The sequence below is a fragment of the Streptomyces pilosus genome, from assembly GCF_014649835.1.
GTDB classification, from domain to species: domain Bacteria; phylum Actinomycetota; class Actinomycetes; order Streptomycetales; family Streptomycetaceae; genus Streptomyces; species Streptomyces pilosus.
The window spans coordinates 125,792-146,704 of the sequence record NZ_BMTU01000006.1; the positions used below are offsets into that span (position 1 = coordinate 125,792).

Below are 20,913 nucleotides of genomic sequence, written 5' to 3' on the forward strand. Positions count from 1 at the left end.
GGCCGCGCCGCCCCTACAGCGCCGCCGCCAGCTCCGTGCCCTGCTTGATGGCACGCTTGGCGTCCAGTTCGGCGGCCACGTCGGCCCCGCCGATCAGGTGGACCGGGCGTCCGGCGGCCAGGAGCGTCTCGTACAGGTCGCGGCGCGGCTCCTGCCCGGTGCACAGGACGATCGTGTCGACCTCCAGGACGGTGCTCTCGCCGTCGACGGTGACGTGCAGTCCGGCGTCGTCGATGCGGTCGTAGCGCACGCCGGGGACCATGGTGACCCCGCGGTGCTTGAGTTCGGTCCGGTGGATCCAGCCGGTGGTCCTGCCGAGCCCGGCGCCGACCTTGGAGGTCTTGCGCTGGAGCAGGTGGACGGTGCGCGGCGGGGCGGGGCGCTCGGGTGCGGCGAGGCCTCCGGGGGCGCGGTAGTCCAGGTCGACGCCCCAGGACCGGAAGTACGTCTCGGGGTTCTCGTGCGCCTTGTCGCCGGCGTCGGTGAGGAACTCGGCGACGTCGAAGCCGATGCCGCCCGCGCCGAGGATCGCGACCCGGCCGCCGACGGGGGCCCCGTCACGGAGCACGTCGAGGTAGCCGAGCACGCTCGGGTGGTCCACCCCGGGGATGTCGGGGACGCGCGGGGTGACACCGGTGGCGACGACGATCTCGTCGTGCCCGGCCACGTCGTCGGCGGTGACCCGGGTGTCCAGGCGTACGTCGACGGCGAGTTCGGCGAGCCGGGTGCGGTAGTAGCGCAGGGTCTCGTCGAACTCCTGCTTGCCGGGCACCTTGCGCGCCACGTTGAGCTGACCGCCGACCTCGCTCGCGGCGTCGAAGAGGGTGACGTCGTGGCCGCGTTCGGCCGCGCTGACCGCGCAGGCCAGGCCGGCCGGTCCGGCGCCGACGACGGCGACGCGCTTGCGGCGGCGGGTCGGGGACAGCACCAGCTCGGTCTCGTGGCAGGCCCGCGGGTTGACCAGGCAGGAGGTGATCTGTCCGCTGAAGGTGTGGTCGAGGCACGCCTGGTTGCAGCCGATGCAGGTGTTGATCGCCTCGGGGCGGCCGTCGGCGGCCTTGGCGACGAAGTCGGGGTCGGCGAGCATCGGGCGGGCCATCGACACCATGTCGGCGGTGCCCTCGGCGAGCAGTTGCTCGGCCAGTTCCGGGGTGTTGATCCGGTTGGTGGTGACGAGCGGAACGGACACCTCGCCCATGAGCCTCTTGGTGACCCAGGTGTAGGCCCCGCGCGGCACGGAGGTCGCGATGGTGGGGATGCGGGCCTCGTGCCAGCCGATGCCGGTGTTGATGAGGGTGGCGCCGGCCTCCTCGACGGCCCGGGCGAGGGTGATCACCTCGTCCAGGGTGGAGCCGCCGGGCACCAGGTCGAGCATGGACAGCCGGTAGATGACGATGAAGTCCTCGCCGACCGCCTCGCGCACCCGGCGGACGATCTCGACGGGGAAGCGCATCCGGTTCTCGTAGGAGCCGCCCCAGCGGTCGGAGCGGTGGTTGGTCTGCCGGGCGATGAACTCGTTGATCAGATAGCCCTCGGAGCCCATGATCTCGACGCCGTCGTAACCGGCCCGGCGGGCGAGGCGGGCGGCGCGGGCGTAGTCCTCGACGGTGCGCTCGACCTCGGCGTCGGTCAGCTCGCGGGGCGGGTAGGGGCTGATCGGGGCCTGGAGGGGGCTGGGGGCCACCAGGTCGCGGTGGTAGGCGTAGCGCCCGAAGTGCAGGATCTGCATCGCGATGCGTCCGCCCTCGCGGTGCACCGCCTCGGTGACCACCCGGTGCCGCTCGGCCTCGGCCTCGGTGGTGAGCATGGCGCCGCCCTCGTAGGGCCGCCCCTCGTCGTTGGGGGCGATGCCGCCGGTGACGATGAGGCCCACTCCTCCGCGCGCCCGGGCGGCGTAGAACTCGGCCATGCGGGCGAAGCCGCCCTCGGCCTCCTCCAGGCCGACGTGCATGGAGCCCATGAGGACCCGGTTGGGCAGGGTGGTGAAGCCCAGGTCGAGGGGGGTCAGCAAGTGGGGGTAACGGCTCATCGGGCCCTCCGTGCGCGGTGTCGTGCCTGTAGTTGTAAGGCACGGGCACCCGCTTATGCAACTAGTTGCATAAAGGTGACGGAGGGCACAGTGGGCCGGGTCTCACCTGCTTTCGAGCCGGACGTGCAGCTCCCGCTCCTGGTCGCCGGAGACGGTCGTGAGGTCGTGCACGGTGAACAGCGAGTCGAGGGTGGTGCGGAACCGGTCGATCGCCCAGTAACCGCCGTGCACGTCGGCGTCGACCGACGAGGACAGCCGCGCGGGACGGGTGCCCTCGTGCGCGTCGGCGACGTCGAACGTGCCCAGCCACACCGTGGGCCTGGTCCGGTGGAGCTCCTCGGGAACGTCGTCGGAGCACCGGTCGGAGGCGAAACACGCGCAGAGCGCGTCGAAGACGATCCGTGCGTCGTCCTTGCTGCACCCGCTGATCTCGACCGAGACGGACTCCGGGTGCGATTGCCGGCTTTCCATCGTGATCGCTCCTTCCGTGGTCACGCGGCCGTCCCCACCCCTCACTCAGCAAAGCACCACATGCCGGGCAGCACTACCCGCGCGCCGCAGGCCCCGGTGCCGGTTTCGCGGGCGCCCGCCACGCCGGTGGGAGAAGCTGGAACCGAACGCCGGGAGCGGCGGAGAATCGCCCCCGCGCGGTAGAACGAAAGGGGTGCCGGCGAGGTGCCGGGGAATCGGCGAAGGCGGGGCGCGGGATGAGTGCAGCGGGGCCACTCCCGGCCGGCGGTGACCGGCCGGATCCCGGGCCCGTGCGTCCCAGCGGCCTGCTGGACGTGCTGCGGGTCGCCTCGGTGGTCCTGGACACCGAGGGGCGCATCACGCTGTGGAGCCCGCAGGCCGAGGAACTGTTCGGCTACGGAGCACGGGAGGCGCTGGGCCAGTACGCGGCCCGGATCATGGTGCACGAGGAGCACCTGGACCTGGTGGTGAAGCTGTTCGCCGACGTGATGCGCACCGGTCAGAGCTGGGCGGGGGCCTTCCCCATCCGGCGCAAGGACGGCGGCACCCGGCTGGTGGAGTTCCGCAACATGCGGCTGCTGGACGACCGGGGGGACGTGTACGCCCTCGGCCTCGCGGTGGACCAGTCGACCGTGCGCCGGCTGGAGCGCGACGTGGCGCTGTCCACCCGGATCGTCGCCCAGTCCCCCATCGGACTGGCCGTCCTCGACTCCGGCCTGCGGTACGTGTCGGTGAACCCGGCGCTGGAGCGGATGAACGGCATCCCCGCCGAGCGGCACCTCGGCCGCACGGTCCGGGAGGTCGTGCCGCTGCTGGTCGTGGACGCGATCGAGGAGGCCGCGCGGGAGGTGCTGGAGACCGGCCGACCCGCCGTCGACCTGTTCACCACCGGCCGCACCCCGGCCGACCCGGACGAGGACCATGCCTGGTCGGTCTCCCTGTACCGGCTGGAGAACGCGCTCGGCACGGTCCTGGGGGTGGCCCTGTCGCTGGTGGACGTCACCGAGCAGTACCGGGCGAACGCGGAGGCCGAGAGCGCCCGGCGCCGGCTCGCCGTGATCGCCGACGCCACCGCCCGGATCGGCACCACCCTGGATCTCGACCGCACGGCCGGCGAACTCGCCGAGGTGGCCGTGCCGGAACTGGCCGACGCGGCGGCGGTGGACCTGCTGGACGCGGTGGTGCGGGGCCGCCGCAGCACCCTCGGCCCCGCCGAGCCGGCCGTGATGCGGCCGCTCGCCCTCCGCTCGGTGGACCCGGCCGACGTGGTGGCCGCGGCCGACCCGCCGGGCCGGGTGACCCGCTACGCCCCGGACCGGCTGATCACCGAGTGCGTACGCACCGGACTGCCGGTCATGGTGCCGCAGGTCCGGGACGAGGACCTGGTGCGCATCGCCCGTTCCCCGGAGGCGGCCGCGCTGCTGGTGCGGGCGGGTGTCCACTCGTACCTGGCCGTGCCGCTGATCGCGCGCGGGGAGGTGCTCGGCGCCCTCGACCTCAAGCGCACGCGCACCACGATCCCGTTCGGCGAGGACGACCTGCTGCTCGCGCGGGAGCTGGCCTCACGCGCGGCGGTGCAGATCGACAACGCCCGCTGGTACCAGACCGCCCGGGACACGGCCCTGACCCTCCAGCGCAGTCTGCTGCCGAGCCACCCGCCCGTGACGGGCGGCCTGGAGGTCGCCTCCCGCTACCAGCCGGCCGGTGCCACCAGCGAGGTGGGCGGCGACTGGTTCGACGTGATCCCGCTGGACGACGACAGGACGGCGCTCGTCGTCGGGGACGTCATGGGCAGCGGCATCCCCGCCGCGGCCACCATGGGACGGCTGCGCACGGCGACCCACACCCTCGCCTCGCTGGGGCTGGACCCGGCCGTGCTGCTGGATCATCTGGACCGGATCACCGGCGGCCTCGACCAGGCGATCGCCACCTGTGTGTACGCCGTCCACGATCCGCGCGAGCGGCGGTGCACCCTCGCCAACGCCGGGCACCTGCCGCCGGTCCGGGTGCGGTCCGGCCACCCGCCCGAGCTGCTGGAGCTGCCCACCGGCGTGCCCCTGGGCGTGGGCGGGGTGGCCTTCTCCACGACCGCCGTCGCGCTGGAGCCGGGCGACCGGCTGGTGTTCTACACCGACGGTCTCGTCGAGACCCGCCGGGATCCGCTGGACGAGCGCCTGGACCGGCTGCTCGACCTGCTGGACCGGCCCGGCGACTCCCTCGAGGAGGTCTGCGACCTGCTCCTGCGCACCCTGCACGAACCCGACAACGCCGACGACGTGGCCCTGCTGATCGCCCGTGCGACGACTCCGGGCGACTGAGCGCCGCTACGTCCTGACCCCGACCACGACATGGGCGTACCGCTCCTCGCAGACGGCCAGCCGGGTGCGCAGTCCGGCACCGGTGAAGGCGTCGACGGCGGCGGGGGCCTGCCGGCTGCTGGTCTCCACCAGGAGCCGGCCCCCGGGCGCCAGCCATCCGGGCGCCCCCTCGGCGACCCGTCGCAGCACGTCGAGGCCGTCCGCGCCGCCGTCGAGCGCCACGCGGGGCTCGTGGTCGCGGGCCTCCGGCGGCAGCAGGGCGATGTCGTCGCTCGGCACGTAGGGCACGTTCGCCGCGAGGATGTCGACACGGCCCCGCAGCCCGCCGGGGAGCGCCTCGAACAGATCCCCCCGGTGGACCCGCCCGCCGAGCGCGGCGACGTTGCGGCGGGCGCAGCGGACCGCCGCCGGGTCGATGTCGGCGGCGTGCAGCTCGGCCGTGCCGAGTCCGGCCGCCAGGGCCGCCCCCACGGCACCCGTGCCGCAGCACAGGTCGACCACGACGGCCGCACCGCCCGGCTGCGCGAGAGCCTGTTCGACGAGGAACTCGGTGCGGCGGCGGGGGACGAAGACGCCCGGCTCCACGGTGACGCGCCGGCCGTGGAACTCCGCCCAGCCGACGACGAGTTCGAGGGGCAGTCCGGCCGCCCGCCGCTCGACCATCGGCGCGATGTCGGCCGGGGTGGGCGCGGCGGCGACGATCAGTTCGGCCTCGTCCTCGGCGAAGACGCAGCCGGCGGCGCGCAGCGCCGCGACGACGGAGTCCCGGCTCGGGGGGCCGGGCACGGCTGCCGGAGGAAGGGGACGGCGTGGCGACGAGGGTCCGGACGGTGTGTGCGGTGTGTGCGGCAAGAGCCTTTGGCCTTTCGGGAGCCGAAGGGCGCTCCCGCGGTCACCCGGTCACCCGCTGCCGGTGAACCGCGTCGCTTCGAGGAGGGAGCACCCGATCTGACAAGCGGTGATGGGTCCCACCTCCTTCGGCCTCCCGGCCGGGTCGGTCCGCAGCCGGACGGCCACCCTACCCGACGGCGTCCGGGGCTCCGCACGGTGCGAGCGGCCCGGCGGCGCACGGCACGCGGTCACCGCGTACCGTTGAACTCGGAACACTTGAGCACCCGGCGTAACGGAAAACACCGATCACGTGAACATCACCCGAGGCTTCACCGGCCGCCCCCGTGTGGACAATCCCGGACTGCCGCCCGGTCAGTACGACGCGCGCGACGACTGGCCCGTCCTCTCCGCCGAGGTGACACCCGACCTCGCGCCGGCCGACTGGACCTTCCGGATCGACGGGCTGGTGGCCCGGCCCCGTACCTGGGACTGGGACGGGGCGCACGAGCTGCCCGCCTCGGCGTACGAGGGGGACATCCACTGTGTGACCGGCTGGTCGAAGTTCGGGGTGCGGTTCGGCGGCGTCTCGCTGGACGCGTTCCTGGACGCGGTCCAGCCCCATGACTCGGCGACCCACGTGGTGGCGTACGCGCACACCGGTTACACCGCGAACCTGCCCCTCGCCGATGTGACCGGCGGCCGGGCGTGGGTCGTCTGGGACCACGACGGACGGCCGCTCCCCGCCGAACACGGCGGCCCTGCGCGGCTGGTGGTGCCGCACCTGTACTTCTGGAAGAGCGTCAAGTGGCTCGCCGGGCTGCGGCTGCTGGACCACGACGAGCCGGGCTTCTGGGAGGGCAACGGGTACCACCCGCGGGGCAACCCCTGGGAGGAACAGCGGTACTTCGGTGACTGAGCGGACGAGACGGGCGACGGGAACGGCTGACATGACGGAGGCGTCCGGGACGGCGGCGGTGACGGGTGCGCGGGAGAGGTTCGCCCCGCCGACGCGGTTCGCCGTGCCCGGCCGTATCGGGGTGGGCCGGCAGGAGGCCTCGGTGTGGCGGACCGCCACCCTGACCGGCATCCGCCGCGAGACGCCCCGCGTGTCCACCTTCCGGTTCGCCGTGCCCGGCTGGACGGGGCACCTGCCCGGCCAGCATCTGATGCTGCGGCTGACCGCCGGGGACGGGTACGTGGCGCAGCGCCACTACTCGATCGCGTCGGCGCCGGACGACTCCGGGCACATCGAGCTGACGCTGGACCACGTCGAGGGCGGTGAGGTCTCGGGCTGGTTCCACACGGTGGCCCGCCCCGGGGACCGGGTCGAGGTGCGGGGCCCGCTCAGCGGCTTCTTCGCCTGGCCGGCCGACCGGCCCGCGCTGCTGGTGGGCGCGGGGTCCGGGGTGGTCCCGCTGTGGTCGATGGTGCGGCATCACCGGTCGCGGGACATGAGGATGCCGCTGCGGCTGCTGGTGTCGGCGCGCAGTCCGCGGGATCTGGTCTTCGCGCGGGAGATGCGGGCGGAGACCACACCGGTGTTCACACGGAGCGCGCCGGCAGGCGTGACCGTGGGCCGCATGACGGCGGACCACCTGGCGCCGTTCATGGAGAAGCAGCCTCCCGCCGGGTGGGAGGCCTACGTGTGCGGCTCCAACTCCTTCGTCGAGCACGCCTCCCGGCTGCTGGTGGCGGCCGGCCAGCCCGTGGAGCGGATCCGGATCGAGCGCTTCGGCTGAGCGCCGGCGGCCCGTCCGCCCGGGGAGTTCGCCGGAAAGGGCTTGCTGGTGCCTTCACCTGCGCTTTCCCTCGAACCCTCTGGCGGCTTTCCGGGTGATCCACGTACGGTGTCATCGCTTCGCACTGTCTCTTCACGAAGGCGGTCCCTGATGGCCCTGTTCGACCTTCCCCTCGACGAACTGCGCGAGTACCGCAGCGCGTCCACGGCGCCGGAGGACTTCGACGCGTTCTGGTCCAAGACGCTCGACGAGGCGCGCGAGCACGACCTGGACGCGCGTTTCGAGCCGGTCGACACGGGGCTGTCCACGGTGCGGGTGTTCGACGTGACGTTCGCCGGGTTCGGCGGTCACCCCGTGAAGGGCTGGCTGACCCTGCCCGCCGGGGCGGACTCCCCGCTGCCGCTGGTGGTCGAGTTCATCGGGTACGGCGGCGGCCGCGGCCTTCCCCACGAACACCTGCTGTGGGCGTCCACGGGCCGGGCGCACTTCGTGATGGACACCCGCGGACAGGGCAGCGCCTGGGGCGCCGGCGGCGGCACCGCCGACCCGGTGGGCGGCGCCCCGGCCTACCCCGGGTTCATGACCCGCGGGATCGACGCGCCCGAGCACTACTACTACCGCCGGGTGTTCACCGACGCCGTGCGCGCGGTCGAGGCGGCACGGTCGCATCCGCTGACCGACGCGAGCCGTACCGTCGCCGTCGGCTCCAGCCAGGGCGGGGGCATCACCCTCGCGGTGGGCGGGCTGGTGCCCGACCTGGCGGGCGTCGCGCCCGACGTGCCGTTCCTGTGCGACTTCCCGCGGGCGACCACGCTCACCGACCGGCACCCCTACCGGGAGATCGGCCTGTACCTGAAGACGCACCGCGGCCGCTTCGACGACGTCCTGCGCACCCTGTCCTACTTCGACGCCGTGCACTTCGCCGCCCGCGGCCGCGCCCCCGCGCTGTTCTCGGCGGCTCTTGAGGATCAGACCTGCCCGCCCTCGACGGTGTTCGCCGCGTTCCACGCCTGGGCGCACGAGGACAAGGCCATCGAGGTGTACGACTTCAACGACCACGAGGGCGGCGGGCCGTTCCACGAGGCGGCCAAGCTCCGCTGGATGCGCTCGTACATCTGACGCCGACGGGCCGTCGCGGGGCCGCGTCCGCTCCCGCCGACCGCACGGTTCCGGCCGAACTGCCGGACCGCTCTTCCCTGCTGGTGTAGACCAATGGTAGATGTGGTGGCGCAACGAGCCCGAGCGGCTACGGACCGTCATCACCAGGAGGCGCGGCATGGCCCGCACCACCCCGCAATCCCACCCGCTGACCGAGGGGGAGCCCCTCTACCGCAGGATCGCCGCGCAGTTGCTCGGCGAACTGCACGACGGGACCACTCCGCCCGGCGAACGCCTGCCAGGCGAACGGCAGTTGGCCGAACACTTCGGGGTCAGCCGGGAGACCGTCCGGCAGGCGCTGCAGTTGCTGCGCCGGGAGGGGCTGGTCGCCACCGACCGGCGGGGCAGCCATGCCGCGCTGCCCGGCCTCCCGGTGGGGACACCGGCCTCCGACGGCTTCCCTCTCGGCTCCGGGCGCGCCGGCCGGGGCGCGGTGACCCGGGCCGGCGTCGCCTGGGAGGTACCACCGCCCGCGCACGCCGAGGCGCTGGGGGTGGCGCCCGGCCGGCCGACGCTGATGCACCGCTACCGGTCGGCTTCGGCGGACGGGCGGGAACTGCGCACGGCAGTGACATCGTTTTCCCCCGTGGCGCTCGCGGAGGTCGGGGAGCTCGCCCGCTACCGCGACCGGGCCGACGGCACCGGAGCCGCGGAACTGCGGCGGACCTACGACTGGATGCGCCGGGCGGGCCTGACCCTGCACCACCGGGACACGATCACGCCGATCGCGGGGACGCCGGCGGTCCGGGTCACCCGACGGGTGCACGACCAGTACGCGCGTCCGCTGGAGATCACCGAACTCGTCATGGACGCGCAACAGGACGTCCTGGTCTACGAGTTCACCGTACCGGCCGCGGTCTGAGCCCGGCTGCCCGGCGCCCGCCCGCACCCGGCGCCCGTCGGGCACCCGCTACCCCGCCGCCCGCTCCGCGACCACCAGCCGCACCTTCGGGCTGCCGTCGGACCGCCGCCCGAACTCGGTCAGGGGCCAGAACCGCACCGTGAATCCGGCCCAGATCAGCTCGCGCCACATCTCGCCGAAGCGGAAACCCCGGTAGTACATGACGAACGGCGGCCGCCACACCGCGTTGCGCACCCGCATGACCGCGTCGAACCCCCACAGCAGCCCGTACGTGTACGAGCCCGGCCGTGGCGGCGCGACGACGGGGAAGACGAAGCGCCCGCCCGGCCGCAGCACCGAGTGCACCTGCCCGAACAGCCCCGGCAGTTCCTCCGGCAGGAAGTGCCCGAAGGCGCCGAAGCTCGTCACGAGGTCGAAGTCCCGGCCGAACGGCAGGTCCCGTGCGTCCGCCCGCGCCCAGGTGACCGGCGGTCCCGGCGGCCGCGTACGGGCCCGTGCCACGTCCAGCATGCCCGCGCTGAAGTCCAGGCCGGTGACGCTCTCGTCGCACACCTGCCGCAGCACGTCGACGCCCGCCCCGGTGCCGCAGCACAGGTCGAGTCCCGTGCCGAACGGTCCCGCCCGCCGCAGCGCCGCCTCCGTGGCGTCGAGGACCGAGTCCGGCGTGCGGAAGGGGGTGTGGTCGAATTTCGGCGCGAGGAGGTCGTAGCCACGCTCCACGGACGACAGCGCCTGGACGGCGAGCTCACGCAGGCGAGGGCCTTCGGGGCTGAACATCGGCTCAGCCTACCTTCGGGGCTGGACATCGGCTCGGCCTGGAGGAGGACCGCGTCGGGAGCGCTCCGCGGCACCGGCGTGCGGCATCCGGGTGCTCGGCGGACCGCTCCGGCCGGGGCACCGCGGGGTTCCGGGGTGCCGTTCCTACGTTTGCAGTATGACTATCGGATTTGCTTCACGGGTGGCTGGGCCGGCCTGCGCGCTCTGCACGACGGGCCTGCTCGTGCTGGCACCGGCCGCGGCCGCCACCGGTGCGGGAGTGGATCCCGGGCCGCGGGCGAGGCCCGCGGCCGCCTCGCTGCTGTACCGGCCGGGCACGCACGTCCGCCCGCACCCCGGAACGCCCGAGGTCCCGGATCTGTCCGCCCGCTCGTGGCTGATCGCCGACGCCCGCACCGGTGAGGTGCTGGCGGCACGCGACGCGCACCGCAGACTGCCGCCCGCCAGCACCCTCAAGACCCTCTTCGCCCTCACCGTGCTGCCGGCCCTGCCGTCCGGCATCCGGCACCGGGTCGGCGCCGAGGAGCTGCAGGGCGTCGGCCCCGGCAGCAGCCTCGTCGGAGTGGCGGAGAACCGGACGTACCGGGTGGCCGACCTGTGGAACGGGGTCTTCCTCAGCTCCGGCAACGACGCCGTGCGGGTGCTGGCCGAGCTGACCGGCGGCTGGCGGGCCACCGCCGAACGGATGCAGGCCAAGGCCCGCGCCCTGGGCGCCCGCGACACCCGGGTGAAGTCGCCCGACGGCTACGACGCCCCCGGGCAGGTGTCGTCCGCCTTCGACCTGGCCGTGTTCGGCCGGGCCGGGCTGCGCAACCCCGAGTTCGCGCGGTACTGCGCGCTGCGGGAGGCGCGGTTCCCCGGACGCGACGGCGGCACCTACGGAATCGTCAACACCAACCGGCTGCTCACCGGCGCGGACGGCGTCGCGCCCTACCGGGGCCTGATCGGGATCAAGAACGGCTACACCAGCGGCGCCGGGAACACCCTGGTGGCGGCCGCGCGGCGCGAGGGACGCACACTGGTGGCGACGGTCATGAACCCCCGCTCGGGCGACGGGTGGGCGGTGTACGAGGAGACGCGCTCGCTGCTGGACTGGGGTTTCGGGGCGGCCGGGCGGGTCGACCCGGTGGGGTCGCTGGACGCCCTGCGGGCCGGACCGCTGCGGGGACCGGAGGCGGAGTCCGCGGCGGTGCCGGCCGCCCGGCGGGAGGAGGACCCGGGCCGGCCGGTGTCCTGGACGATCGCCGGCGCCGCCCTGCTGGGCGGGGCGGGGACGGCGTTGTTCCTGCGGCTGAGGTGGGGTCCGGTGCCGACGGGCTGACCGCGGGGCGGGGGTCAGAAGACGGACAGGCCGGTGAGGGTGGTGAAGCGGTCCAGGGCGGCGACGCCGGACACCGAGTTGCCCCGCTCGTCCAGTCCCGGCCCCCACACGCACAGGGTGCAGCGGCCCGGGACGACGGCGATGATCCCGCCGCCGACCCCGCTCTTGCCGGGCAGGCCCACCCGGTAGGCGAAGTCACCGGCCGCGTCGTACGTACCGCAGGTCAGCATGACGGCGTTGACCTGCTTGGCCTGGCTGCGGCTGAGCAGCCGGCTGCCGTCGGCGCGGACGCCGTGCCGGGCGAGGAAGCCGGTCGCCAGGGCCAGGTCGGCGCAGGACGCGGCGACGGAGCACTGCCGGAAGTACTGGTCCAGCAGGACCGGCACCGGGCTGGCGATGTTGCCGTAGGACGCCATGAAGTGGGCCAGGGCGGCGTTCCGGTCGCCGTGGGCGTCCTCGGAGGCGGCGACGTCCAGGTCGAAGGCGAGCCCGGGGTTGCCGCTCTCGGTGCGCAGGAAGGTGAGCAGCTCAGCGGCCGCGTCACCGGTACGGGTGTGCAGGCGGTCGGTGACGACCAGCGCGCCCGCGTTGATGAACGGGTTGCGCGGGATGCCGCCCTCGTACTCCAGCTGCACCAGGGAGTTGAAGGGGTTGCCGGAGGGTTCGCGCCCGACGTGCTCCCACAGGGCGTCGCCCTCCCGGGCGAGGTCCAGGGCCAGGGTGAACACCTTGGTGACGGACTGCGCCGAGAAGGGCGTGCGCCACTCCCCCACCCCGTACACCGTGCCGTCCGGCTCGGCGACGGCCATGCCGAAGCGTGCCGGGTCGCAGGCCGCGAGCGCCGGGATGTAACCGGCGGGGCGGCCGCGGTCCGGCATCCGCCCGATGTCCTCGGCGATGCGCTCCAGGACCGGCTGAAAGGTCATCGACGACGTCATGATCACCCTTGTTCAGGAGGTGTCCGGACCCTTCTCCCCGAAGGGCCCGGTGCGGGGCGCGACCGCGCGACGGTCCGCCGGGGGCGGGAGGACCCGGCCCGCGGCACGGACGTCACGCGCAGGCCGACGCCGCCACCGGATCGAGCGCCGGCACCGGGCGTACCTCGCCGACCGGCCGCCCGCCCCCGAGCAGCGGCTCCCCGGCGAACGCCGCGAGCGACGGGGCGTCCACGCCCGCGCGTGCCAGCGCCCCCGCGGTCACCGGGACGCGCGCCCGGGACGCGCCGTCCGCGATCTTCACGGCGACGGCGCGGCCGTCGGGCAGGGCGGCGACCTGCACGCCCTCGAAGCCGTCCTTGGCGAGCAGTCCGGGGACGGCCCGCATCAGCGCGGCCACGTCACGGCCGGAGCCGGAGGCCATCTCGGCGTGCTCGCGCATCGCGTCGGCGACGCGGGCCTCGGGGGTGCCGGGCGCGGCCGTGGTGAGCCGGGCCGCGGCGACGGCGAGACCGCGCAGGGAGACCGCGAACAGGGGCGCGCCGCAGCCGTCCACGGTGACCGTGGCGACCCGCTGCCCGGTGAGGTCCTCGACGATCTCCGCGATCGCCTGCTGGAGGGGGTGGGCGGGGTCCAGGTAGCCGTCGAGGGACCAGCCGTTCAGCCGGGCCGTGTACAGCATGGCGGCGTGCTTGCCGGAGCAGTTGTGGGCGAGCCGGGACGGCGGCCGGCCCTCGCGCACCCAGGTGTCGCGGACGGCCGGGCCGAACGGCAGGTCGGGGATGTTGCGGAGGTGGTCCTCGGTCAGTCCGGCCCGTTCCAGGATGCGCCGGGTGCCGGACAGGTGGCGCTGCTCGCCGGAGTGGCTGGCCGCGGCGAGCGACAGCAGCGCGCCGTCGAGAGGGAGCCCGGCGCGGAGCATGGCCACCGCCTGGAGGGGCTTGAGCGCCGAGCGCGGATAGCAGGCCGCCTCGATGTCGCCGAGCTCGAAACGGACGTCGCCGCCGGCGTCGAGGACGACGACGGAGCCGTGGTGGACGCCTTCGACGACCCCGCCGCGTATCAGGTGGGCGACGGGGGCGTGGAAGGGCGCGCGGATCGGGGGCGGGTCCGCGGGGAGGCTGCTGTACATCACACTGCCTGGGGTCGGTCGTGGTGCGGTGTCGGGCGCACGATGTGGGTGAGGGTGTTCTCGACGCGGTCGAGGTGGTGGGTCATGGCGTCCACCGCGTCGCGCTCGGAGCCGCTGGTCAGCGCGTCCAGGATGGCCCGGTGCTCGCGGTCGGACTGCTCGCGGCGGTCGCCGAGTTCGTTGAGGAACGCGGACTGGCGGGCCAGTGCGTCCCGGATCTCCTCGATGACCCGCCGGAACACCGGATTCCGGGCGGCCTCGGCGACGGCCAGGTGGAACAGGGCGTCCATCGCCACCCACACGGTGGTATCGCTCTCCCGCTCCATCCGGTCCAGGAGATGCGCCAGGCGGTCCAGGTTCTCCGGGGTGCGGCGCCGGGCGGCGTACCCGGCAGCGGGGATCTCGATGTGCCGGCGCACCTCCATCAGGTCGCCGGCCGCGTAGTCGCCGAAGGTGGGGTCCTGCACGGCGTCGGCCACGACGAACGTGCCCCGGCCCGTCCGGGAGACGGTCAGGCCCATGGCCTGCAGCGCCCGCAGGGACTCGCGCAGCACCGGCCGGGAGACCTCCAGGGTGCGGCACAGCTCCGCCTCGGAGGGCAGCTTGTCCCCGATGGCGTACTCACCGCGCTCTATGGCTCCGCGGAGGTGGGCGAGCACCGCCTCCATCGCGCTGACGCGCCGCGGGGCCCCACCTCCTGTCTGGCTGTCTGACAGGTTCACCCGCCGATCGTGAGTCCCGCGCGGCAGCGCTGTCAAGGCGGGGCGGGGTGACACGTACCGGCGAGGCCGGCGGCCGACCGACCCGGTTCGTCACCAGGACCGCGGCACCCTACCCCATGACCTTCCCGCGCACCGGGCTTCACAGAACCTCCATCACGGAGCTCGGTGCGTACTACAGTCATCTCGGCGCGACTCGTCATCCCGTGTCGCGCAGAGGGGCGGATGATGCGGGATCGTCCACATGCCCTGGGTACGCCGTTGGGGGGCTCTGTGCAGGAAATGGTCAAGGGTTCGAATGTCGCCCTGGCGGACTTGAGCGACGAGGTCGGCTCGGTGATCGTCAGTCTGGGCTGGGTCAGCCCTACCGGCGAGGGCGACGCGGACGTGTCGGTCCTGCTGCTCGACGCGGACGGCAAGGTGCGCAGCGACAGCGACTTCTACTTCTACAACCATCCGGTGGCCGCTGACGGGAGCGTGCAGCTCCTGGGCAAGACGCCGACAGCGGACGGCAGTGAGGACCGGATCAGTTTCGATCTCACCGCGGTGCCGGCGGAGATCGACCGGATCGTCGTCGCCGCGAGCAGGTACGACGAAGCCCGCTTCGGCGAGCTGGAGGACGTGCGGATCACGCTCGGCGACGCGGCCGGCGAGGGCCTGCTGCGGTTCGCCGTCGACGACGTCGGCGCCGTGACGGCGGTCATCTTCGGTGAGCTGTACCGGCGGGGCGACGGATGGAAGTTCCGTGCCGTCGGACAGGGCTACGAAAGCGGCCTGGCGGGCCTGGCGACCGACTTCGGGGTCGACATCGAGGACGACGCGGCCGAAGACGTGCGGACGGAGGCGGCGCTCGACGCCGAAGCCGACGCACAGACGGCTGCAACGCCCCCGGTACCGGCCGGGGAGCCGGGCCCGGCGACGGCGACGACCGCCGTCCCCGCTCCTCGCCGGCCGGAGGCCGAGGCCGTCGAGCCGGCGAAGCCGGCTGCGCGTCCCCGTACCGCGAAGAAGAAGGTCACCCTCCCCAGGACGGTCAAGAAGACCCTGGCGGAGAACGACTCCTGGAAGGCTGCCAGGCTCTTCCCGGTGTCGGTGCTCAAGAGCGACCGGGACCGTGAGATGCGAGCCACCTCGGTGCTGCTGTCGGTGATGGCTCAGGTGCCCGAGTTCAGCAGGAGGCTCACGGCCGGGTTCGGAGCTCCGGCGGGCCGCATGGAGACGTTCACCGAGGTCACCCTGCCCCACGGCGACAGCCCGCGGCGCCCGGACGGAGTGATCCGGGTGGAGCGGGCCGGCAAGTTGTGGACGGCGCTGGTCGAGACGAAGACCAACGGCAACGCGCTCAAGGCCGACCAGGTGCAGGCGTACATGGACATCGCCGCGCGCCGGGCCTACGAGGCGGTGATCACTCTGACGAACGACGTCGCACTGGAGGGAAGCCCGCTCGTCGACGTCAAGATCGACAAGCGGCGCAAGCACAAGGTGGCCCTCTGGCACCTGTCCTGGGCGGAAGTCGCCCACCAGGCGCAGATGCTGATCAGGCACGAGGGAGTGGGCAACGCGGCGCACGCCTGGCTCCTGCAGGAACTGCTGCACTACCTGCAGCACGAGAACTCGGGCTGTCACGGCTTCCAGAACATGGGTCCGGCATGGGTGCCCGTGCGCAACGGCATCGACGACGAAACCCTCTGCCAGGGCGACGCCCGGGCACTGGAAGTGGTGGAGAACTGGGAACGGCTCATTCGCCAGGTCTGTCTCAGGCTGGGCGGTGAACTCGGGCAGAAAGTACTGCCCGTGCAGCGGGCCAAGCGTGGAACCGACCCCAACGAGCGCCGGAACCGCCTTGCCGACCAACTCTGCCGCGACGGACGGCTCCAGGCGGAGCTGCGTATCGACGGCACCCCCGGCGTCCTGGCCGTCAGTGCCGACCTGCGCACAGGCAAGCTGCGCACCGGCATCGAGATCCCGGCCCCCGAGCAGGGGTATCCCCTGAGCTGGGCCAAGCGGCTGGTCCGGCGTCTGGCCGAGGCACCGGCGGACCTGCACGTCGAGACCCTCGTCGACAACGAGATCGGAGGCCCGCGCGGGACCCTGGAGAAGTTGCGCCCCGAACCGGCGGACCTGCTCCCCAAGGACAGCGGTACCGGCATCACCGGATTCCGCCTGTCCCTGCTCAAGAGCATGGGAAGCGGCCGCGGCAATGCCGAGACCGGCTTCATCCGCAGCGTCGACGACGCGGTGCACCGCTTCTACACCACCGTCGTGGTCCACCTGGACACCCCGGCGACGCGCCGGGCATCGTCCAGGGAGCGTTCGGCAGCGGGGTGAGGCGGGGGCGCGGACAGCAGGGCAGCCGTCTGCGCCCAGCCCGAAACCGTCCTCTCATACAGGTCCGCACCGGCGCGATGTGCCGGTGCGCTGCTTCTGAAGAGGCGCGGCCGAGACCTCCTCGGATGCGCGTCACCACTACGGAGGAGTGATCCCGACGAACGGCACGGAGCGGGCAGCAGCCGTCAGCCTGGCCAAGATGCAGGAGAGAGCACCCGACCTGGTCAGCCTGTACAAGACGGCGGGTTCCAGCGTTCGCCGGTACGGGCTGGAACAGGTGAGGGCCGCGGTGTACCTGGTACTGGACCGCTCCGGGTCGATGCGCCCGTACTACCGCGACGGCACCATGCAGCACCTGGCCGAGCAGGTTCTGTCACTGTCGGCCCACCTCGACGACGACGGGACCGTTCCGGTGGTGTTCTTCTCCACCGACGTCGACGGAAGCACCGACCTGACCCTCGGCGGACACCGCGGCCGCATCGACAAGCTGCACGAGAACCTCGGTCACATGGGGCGCACGAACTACCACTGGGCCATGGACGAGGTCATCGACCACTACCTGGAGTCGGGCAGCCGCTGCCCCGCCCTGGTCGTCTTCCAGACCGACGGGGGTCCCAGCAGCAGGTTCGCGGCCGAGCGCTACCTGTGCAAGGCCGCTCATCTGCCCCTGTTCTGGCAGTTCGTGGGCTTCGGCGACCCCGACGACAACGAGTTCGCGTTCCTGCGTAAGCTGGACGCGCTCGCCGTCCCGGCCCGCCGCATCGTCGACAACGCGGGCTTCTTCCACGCCGGCCGCGCCCCCGGGCTCATCCCCGACCACGACCTCTTCGACCGGCTGCTGCAGGAGTTCCCCGACTGGCTGGCCGCGGCCCGCACCGGCGGCATCCTGGGGTGACACGTCCAGGCCCCCGGCATCACGCTCCCGGAGTCCCGGCCGAGCCGCTGATCGGCAGGTCTTCGGCGCCAGGGCGTCGTTCGACGCTCCGACGGGCGTATTACGACCACAGCGTCTCCCCCAGGGCCGTGCCGGCGGTGGCCGCGGTCAGGCCGGCTGTCATGTTGGCCGCGACGTTCAGCACCGCGTAGCCGCGGGCGCCGGTCTCGGCCAGGCGGAGGGTCTCGTAGGAGAAGGTGGAGTAAGTGGTGAGGGCGCCGCACAGGCCGGTCCCGAGCAGCAGGCGCAGCTCCTGGCCGGCGGCGCCCGCGGTGGCCGCTCCGGTGAGCAGGCCGAGGGCGAGGGAACCGGTGACGTTCACGGTGAACGTGCCCCAGGGGAAGACCGAGTCGTGCCGGGACTGCACCGCGCGGTCGGTGAGGTACCGCAGCGGGGCGCCGACCAGGGCGCCCAGCACCACGTACAGCCAGTTCACCGGTGTCCTCGGTCCGGTCGGGCGGTGCCCGGGCGGCGGACGGCCTCGCAGTGGTCGAGCAGGACCAGTCCGTCGGGGACGAGCGTGTCGAGTTCCGGGAGGAAGGCCCGTACGCGTTCCTCGGTGTCCACGACGACGACCGCCACCGGGAGTTCGTCGCCCAGGGACAGCAGCCGGGAGGTGTGCACGACGGAGGACGCGCCGAAGCCTTCGACGCCGCGGAAGGCGCTGGCGCCCGCGAGTCCCGCCGCGTGCGCCCGGTGGACGATCTCCGAGTACAGGGGGCGGTGCCGCCAGGTGTCGTTCTCCCCGACGAACACGGTCAGGCGCGTCACGGTGCCGGTCGGTCGTGTCATGGGTGCCTCCTGACGAGAACACTGCGGGTCGCCGCGGCGGCCGTCCAGACGGCGGTGAGGGCCGCGACCGGGGTCACGACGAGACAGGCCACTCCTGCGGCCGCGTGCCCGCCGCCCAGCAGGTCACGGACGTCCACGGCGTACGTCGAGAAGGTGGTGAACCCGCCGAGGACACCGGTGCCGAGGAACGGGCGGACCAGGGGGTGGGCGGTGCGGACCTCGGTGACGATCACCATGAGGACGCCGATGAGGGCGCAGCCGGCCACGTTGACGCAGAGGATCGTCCAGGGGAAGGCGCCCGCCGGCGTCGGCCACCCGAGGCCGGCGGCGTAGCGGGCCGCGGCTCCCGCCGCCCCGCCGAGGGCGACCGCGGCCACGACCGGGGCCTGGGCACACGTGCCGGGCCGGGCCCGGGGGCCCTCGGTTTCCGGGGCTTTCACCGTCGTACGTCTCCCACTCGCTCGGGATCAGCGTAACGGCAGGCCGGCGCCGCGGGGCGGTCGGCCGTGTGCGCTACCAGCCCTTGTCGAAGACCTGCGCCACCTCGGCGATCCGCATCTCGTCGCGCCGGTAGCGCAGCCGGTCGGCGGAGGTGCGCAGCAGGCCGAGGGCCGTGAGCAGCCGGAGGTGGGTCAGGGCGGCCGGGCGGGGTACGCCGAGCCTCGTGGCGACGTCGTCCGCGGTGAGACCGTGCTCGGCGACAGCGGGGTCGCTCAGCCACGCCAGGATGCGCAGCCGTGTCCCGTCGACGGGATTCCTCAGCATCTCGTACACCTCCGCGCCGGGCTTCCTCCTCCGGCGCCCCACCACTGTCCCGCGACCGGGGCCCCGGTGTCCCGGACTGCCGGCACCTTGTCCGGGACCCAACGTCCCTGCGGCACAGGGCCGTTCGGGCCACTGGTGGTGGCGGGGCGGCGGTCCGGAGCGCGGCGGCCCCCGCCCCGGACCGGCCGGGGCGGGGGCCGCGGGCGTCACCGGTGGCGGAACCAGGCCGTCGCCGGCAGGGCGCGGTCGTCGTAGCCGAAGAGCGCCTGGTTCTCCCAGCCGTTGCCGGAGGACGGGTCGGCCGGGTCCCAGCCGTTGCCGTCGCGGGCGGTCCAGGTGGCCTCCCAGTAGAAGACGCCCAGGCCCCGGCCGTTCGGGACGGCTTCCACGATGCTCGCCACGTCGTTCATCCAGCGGGTCTGGCCGGCGGTGGACGCCGGGTAGCCGGGGACGAGTTCGGTGTCGAGGTCGATGATGTTCTCCAGGCCGTCCTCGCTGTCCAGGCGGAACGGGTAGGCCGTCTCGGCGACGAAGACGGGCTTGCCGTAGCGGGCGGCGGTGTCGTCCAGGGTCGTCTGGAAGTCGTGCAGGGTGCCGTGCCAGTAGCCGTAGTACGACAGGCCGACGGCGTCGAACCGCACGCCGTGGGCGACGGCGTTGTCGAACCACCAGCGGGTGCCCTCCAGGTCACCGCCCTCGGCGAGGTGCAGGGCGACGACCGTGGCGGGGCTGACCGCCTTCGCGGCGTCGTAGCCCGCGCCGAGCAGCCCGGCGAGCCGGTCCCAGTCGGCCGTCGAGCCCTCGTCCCAGAGCATGCCACCGTTGATCTCGTTGCCCACCTGCACCATGTCGGCGGTGGTCCCCTGCGCCCTGAGGGCGTCGAGCACGTCGTACGTGTGGTCGTAGACGTCCTTCTTGAGCTGCCCGTAGCCGTGTCCGGACCAGGCGGCGGGCTTGTACTGCTTGCCCGGGTCGGCCCAGGTGTCGGAGTAGTGGAAGTCGACCAGCAGCTTCATGCCGTGCGCCTTGATCCGCTGGGCCATGGCCAGGACGTGCGCCTTGTCGTTGTAGCCGTCGGCCGGGTTCACCCAGACCTTCAGGCGGGCGTAGTTCATGCCCGCGGACCGCAGGATGGCGACGGGGTCCCCGGCGGAGCCGGACGCGGTGCGGTAGACGCCGCCCCTGGCCTCGCTCTTGGGCAGGGAGGAGATGTCGGCGCCCTTGACGGGCAGGCCCGAGGTGCCCCGGGCGAAGGTCAGGTCGTCGACGTTGATCCAGTCGCCGGCGCGCGCGTCGCTGTGGACGCTGATCGTGCACCGGTTGTTCGTCACCCGGACCGGGACGACGATCCGTATCCAGCCGGTGCCGGACACCGGCAGGGCGGTGCGCTGTTCGGCGCCGCCGCAGTTCTTCAGGGCGAGACGGGCGGAGTTCTGGCCGCCGCCGGAGCGGACCCAGGCGGTGAGCCGGTAGTCGCCGTTGGCCAGGCCCGACAGGTGCTGGTACGTCTCCACCTCGTAGGCGGAGGACGACCAGTGGGAGAGGCGGTGGCCGCCGTCGCGGCCGCCGGACTCCGTGTACGAGGCGGCCGTGTCGCCGGACTCGGACCAGCCGGCCGGGGTGGCCGTGCCCGAACCGCCGCTTTCGAAGCCGCCGTTGGCGAGGGTGCTCGCGGCCGTCGCGGCCGGGGCGGGCAGGGTCGTGAGGGCGAGCCCGGCCAGGAGCGGCGGCAGCAGGGCGCGGAGCGTGCGTCTGGGATGGAACATGGGCGTTCGTCGTCCCTTCGACGTGGGGAGGGGGTG

At 73.3% G+C, this 20,913-nt stretch carries 20 protein-coding genes; 8 read left to right on the forward strand and 12 right to left on the reverse strand.

What is annotated here, in order from left to right; all coding sequences use genetic code 11:
* Positions 1 to 13: 13 nt before the first annotated feature.
* Together IE118_RS17125 and IE118_RS17130 are read right to left on the reverse strand one after the other, a co-directional pair.
* Positions 14 to 2,029, reverse strand: a complete 2,016-nt coding sequence (locus IE118_RS17125; protein ID WP_189558786.1) for an NADPH-dependent 2,4-dienoyl-CoA reductase — start codon at positions 2,027 to 2,029, stop codon at positions 14 to 16.
* 102 nt (positions 2,030 to 2,131) lie between these two features.
* Positions 2,132 to 2,500 carry a hypothetical protein gene (locus IE118_RS17130; RefSeq protein WP_189558787.1) on the reverse strand — a complete coding sequence of 123 codons (369 nt, stop codon included), beginning with the start codon at positions 2,498 to 2,500 and terminating at the stop codon, positions 2,132 to 2,134.
* A 236-nt stretch (positions 2,501 to 2,736) separates the two neighbouring features.
* Between IE118_RS17130 and IE118_RS17135 the strand changes: the two genes are divergently transcribed.
* Positions 2,737 to 4,818, forward strand: coding sequence for a SpoIIE family protein phosphatase (locus IE118_RS17135; protein ID WP_189558788.1), 2,082 nt, complete (start codon positions 2,737 to 2,739; stop codon positions 4,816 to 4,818).
* A 6-nt stretch (positions 4,819 to 4,824) separates the two neighbouring features.
* Here IE118_RS17135 and IE118_RS17140 read toward each other — a convergent pair whose 3' ends face one another.
* Positions 4,825 to 5,604, reverse strand: coding sequence for a putative protein N(5)-glutamine methyltransferase (locus tag IE118_RS17140; RefSeq protein ID WP_221345321.1), 780 nt, complete (start codon positions 5,602 to 5,604; stop codon positions 4,825 to 4,827).
* 355 nt (positions 5,605 to 5,959) lie between these two features.
* Here IE118_RS17140 and IE118_RS17145 point away from each other — a divergent pair, with 355 nt between their 5' ends.
* The 4 genes from IE118_RS17145 (at position 5,960) to IE118_RS17160 (ending at position 9,408) form a co-directional block, all read left to right on the forward strand.
* A complete protein-coding gene (locus IE118_RS17145) occupies positions 5,960 to 6,565 on the forward strand; it encodes a sulfite oxidase-like oxidoreductase (protein ID WP_189558790.1) in 606 nt (201 codons plus the stop codon).
* A gap of 31 nt (positions 6,566 to 6,596) precedes the next feature.
* Positions 6,597 to 7,388: a ferredoxin reductase gene (locus IE118_RS17150; protein WP_189558791.1), complete on the forward strand. Its 792-nt coding sequence runs from the start codon at positions 6,597 to 6,599 to the stop codon at positions 7,386 to 7,388.
* 150 nt (positions 7,389 to 7,538) lie between these two features.
* On the forward strand, positions 7,539 to 8,507 hold the full coding sequence (locus IE118_RS17155) for an acetylxylan esterase (protein ID WP_189558792.1): 969 nt from the start codon (positions 7,539 to 7,541) through the stop codon (positions 8,505 to 8,507).
* A 157-nt stretch (positions 8,508 to 8,664) separates the two neighbouring features.
* Complete coding sequence (locus tag IE118_RS17160) at positions 8,665 to 9,408, forward strand: GntR family transcriptional regulator (RefSeq protein WP_189558793.1); 744 nt, start codon at positions 8,665 to 8,667, stop codon at positions 9,406 to 9,408.
* Positions 9,409 to 9,456: 48 nt separating this feature from the next.
* Here IE118_RS17160 and IE118_RS17165 read toward each other — a convergent pair whose 3' ends face one another.
* Positions 9,457 to 10,185: a class I SAM-dependent methyltransferase gene (locus IE118_RS17165; RefSeq protein WP_189558794.1), complete on the reverse strand. Its 729-nt coding sequence runs from the start codon at positions 10,183 to 10,185 to the stop codon at positions 9,457 to 9,459.
* A gap of 157 nt (positions 10,186 to 10,342) precedes the next feature.
* Here IE118_RS17165 and IE118_RS17170 point away from each other — a divergent pair, with 157 nt between their 5' ends.
* Entirely contained in the window at positions 10,343 to 11,506 is a 1,164-nt protein-coding gene (locus tag IE118_RS17170) for a D-alanyl-D-alanine carboxypeptidase family protein (RefSeq protein WP_189558795.1), read from the forward strand.
* A 14-nt stretch (positions 11,507 to 11,520) separates the two neighbouring features.
* On the opposite strand, the gene IE118_RS17175 is transcribed toward IE118_RS17170, so the two are convergent.
* From IE118_RS17175 to IE118_RS17185, 3 genes are all read right to left on the reverse strand, one after another.
* Positions 11,521 to 12,432, reverse strand: a complete 912-nt coding sequence (locus tag IE118_RS17175; RefSeq protein ID WP_373298373.1) for a glutaminase — start codon at positions 12,430 to 12,432, stop codon at positions 11,521 to 11,523.
* A 124-nt stretch (positions 12,433 to 12,556) separates the two neighbouring features.
* Entirely contained in the window at positions 12,557 to 13,573 is a 1,017-nt protein-coding gene (locus tag IE118_RS17180) for an asparaginase (RefSeq protein ID WP_189558797.1), read from the reverse strand.
* A complete protein-coding gene (locus IE118_RS17185; RefSeq protein WP_189558798.1) occupies positions 13,573 to 14,295 on the reverse strand; it encodes a FadR/GntR family transcriptional regulator in 723 nt (240 codons plus the stop codon). Before IE118_RS17185 ends, IE118_RS17180 begins: the two co-directional genes overlap by 1 nt.
* 279 nt (positions 14,296 to 14,574) lie before the next feature.
* Between IE118_RS17185 and IE118_RS17190 the strand changes: the two genes are divergently transcribed.
* Both IE118_RS17190 and IE118_RS17195 read left to right on the forward strand, forming a co-directional pair.
* Entirely contained in the window at positions 14,575 to 16,620 is a 2,046-nt protein-coding gene (locus IE118_RS17190; protein WP_189558799.1) for a TerD family protein, read from the forward strand.
* A gap of 199 nt (positions 16,621 to 16,819) precedes the next feature.
* Positions 16,820 to 17,515: a vWA domain-containing protein gene (locus IE118_RS17195; RefSeq protein WP_189559110.1), complete on the forward strand. Its 696-nt coding sequence runs from the start codon at positions 16,820 to 16,822 to the stop codon at positions 17,513 to 17,515.
* Between the two features lie 100 nt (positions 17,516 to 17,615).
* Here IE118_RS17195 and crcB read toward each other — a convergent pair whose 3' ends face one another.
* From crcB to IE118_RS17220, 5 genes are all read right to left on the reverse strand, one after another.
* Positions 17,616 to 17,990 carry a fluoride efflux transporter CrcB gene (gene crcB / locus IE118_RS17200; protein ID WP_189558800.1) on the reverse strand — a complete coding sequence of 125 codons (375 nt, stop codon included), beginning with the start codon at positions 17,988 to 17,990 and terminating at the stop codon, positions 17,616 to 17,618.
* Positions 17,987 to 18,346 carry a DUF190 domain-containing protein gene (locus tag IE118_RS17205; protein ID WP_189558801.1) on the reverse strand — a complete coding sequence of 120 codons (360 nt, stop codon included), beginning with the start codon at positions 18,344 to 18,346 and terminating at the stop codon, positions 17,987 to 17,989. The genes crcB and IE118_RS17205 overlap by 4 nt, the downstream gene beginning before the upstream one ends.
* The gene (locus tag IE118_RS17210; RefSeq protein ID WP_189558802.1) at positions 18,343 to 18,786 is read right to left on the reverse strand and encodes a fluoride efflux transporter FluC; all 444 of its coding nucleotides are present in this window, start codon (positions 18,784 to 18,786) and stop codon (positions 18,343 to 18,345) included. Before IE118_RS17210 ends, IE118_RS17205 begins: the two co-directional genes overlap by 4 nt.
* Before the next feature lie 73 nt (positions 18,787 to 18,859).
* Positions 18,860 to 19,111 carry a helix-turn-helix domain-containing protein gene (locus tag IE118_RS17215; RefSeq protein WP_189558803.1) on the reverse strand — a complete coding sequence of 84 codons (252 nt, stop codon included), beginning with the start codon at positions 19,109 to 19,111 and terminating at the stop codon, positions 18,860 to 18,862.
* Between the two features lie 206 nt (positions 19,112 to 19,317).
* Positions 19,318 to 20,877: a glycoside hydrolase family 53 protein gene (locus tag IE118_RS17220; RefSeq protein WP_189558804.1), complete on the reverse strand. Its 1,560-nt coding sequence runs from the start codon at positions 20,875 to 20,877 to the stop codon at positions 19,318 to 19,320.
* Between the last annotated feature and the right edge of the window lie 36 nt (positions 20,878 to 20,913).

Bases quoted from the DNA above. Each gene is read 5' to 3' on its own strand.
- IE118_RS17125 (WP_189558786.1), bottom strand. From the start codon at position 2,029: ATGAGCCGTTACCCCCACTTGCTGACCCCCCTCGACCTGGGCTTCACC.
- IE118_RS17130 (WP_189558787.1), bottom strand. From the start codon at position 2,500: ATGGAAAGCCGGCAATCGCACCCGGAGTCCGTCTCGGTCGAGATCAGC.
- IE118_RS17135 (WP_189558788.1), top strand. From the start codon at position 2,737: ATGAGTGCAGCGGGGCCACTCCCGGCCGGCGGTGACCGGCCGGATCCC.
- IE118_RS17150 (WP_189558791.1), top strand. From the start codon at position 6,597: ATGACGGAGGCGTCCGGGACGGCGGCGGTGACGGGTGCGCGGGAGAGG.
- IE118_RS17155 (WP_189558792.1), top strand. From the start codon at position 7,539: ATGGCCCTGTTCGACCTTCCCCTCGACGAACTGCGCGAGTACCGCAGC.
- IE118_RS17160 (WP_189558793.1), top strand. From the start codon at position 8,665: ATGGCCCGCACCACCCCGCAATCCCACCCGCTGACCGAGGGGGAGCCC.
- IE118_RS17165 (WP_189558794.1), bottom strand. From the start codon at position 10,185: ATGTTCAGCCCCGAAGGCCCTCGCCTGCGTGAGCTCGCCGTCCAGGCG.
- IE118_RS17170 (WP_189558795.1), top strand. From the start codon at position 10,343: ATGACTATCGGATTTGCTTCACGGGTGGCTGGGCCGGCCTGCGCGCTC.
- IE118_RS17175 (WP_373298373.1), bottom strand. From the start codon at position 12,432: ATGACCTTTCAGCCGGTCCTGGAGCGCATCGCCGAGGACATCGGGCGG.
- IE118_RS17180 (WP_189558797.1), bottom strand. From the start codon at position 13,573: ATGTACAGCAGCCTCCCCGCGGACCCGCCCCCGATCCGCGCGCCCTTC.
- IE118_RS17190 (WP_189558799.1), top strand. From the start codon at position 14,575: ATGGTCAAGGGTTCGAATGTCGCCCTGGCGGACTTGAGCGACGAGGTC.
- IE118_RS17195 (WP_189559110.1), top strand. From the start codon at position 16,820: ATGCAGGAGAGAGCACCCGACCTGGTCAGCCTGTACAAGACGGCGGGT.
- IE118_RS17205 (WP_189558801.1), bottom strand. From the start codon at position 18,346: ATGACACGACCGACCGGCACCGTGACGCGCCTGACCGTGTTCGTCGGG.
- IE118_RS17215 (WP_189558803.1), bottom strand. From the start codon at position 19,111: ATGCTGAGGAATCCCGTCGACGGGACACGGCTGCGCATCCTGGCGTGG.
- IE118_RS17220 (WP_189558804.1), bottom strand. From the start codon at position 20,877: ATGTTCCATCCCAGACGCACGCTCCGCGCCCTGCTGCCGCCGCTCCTG.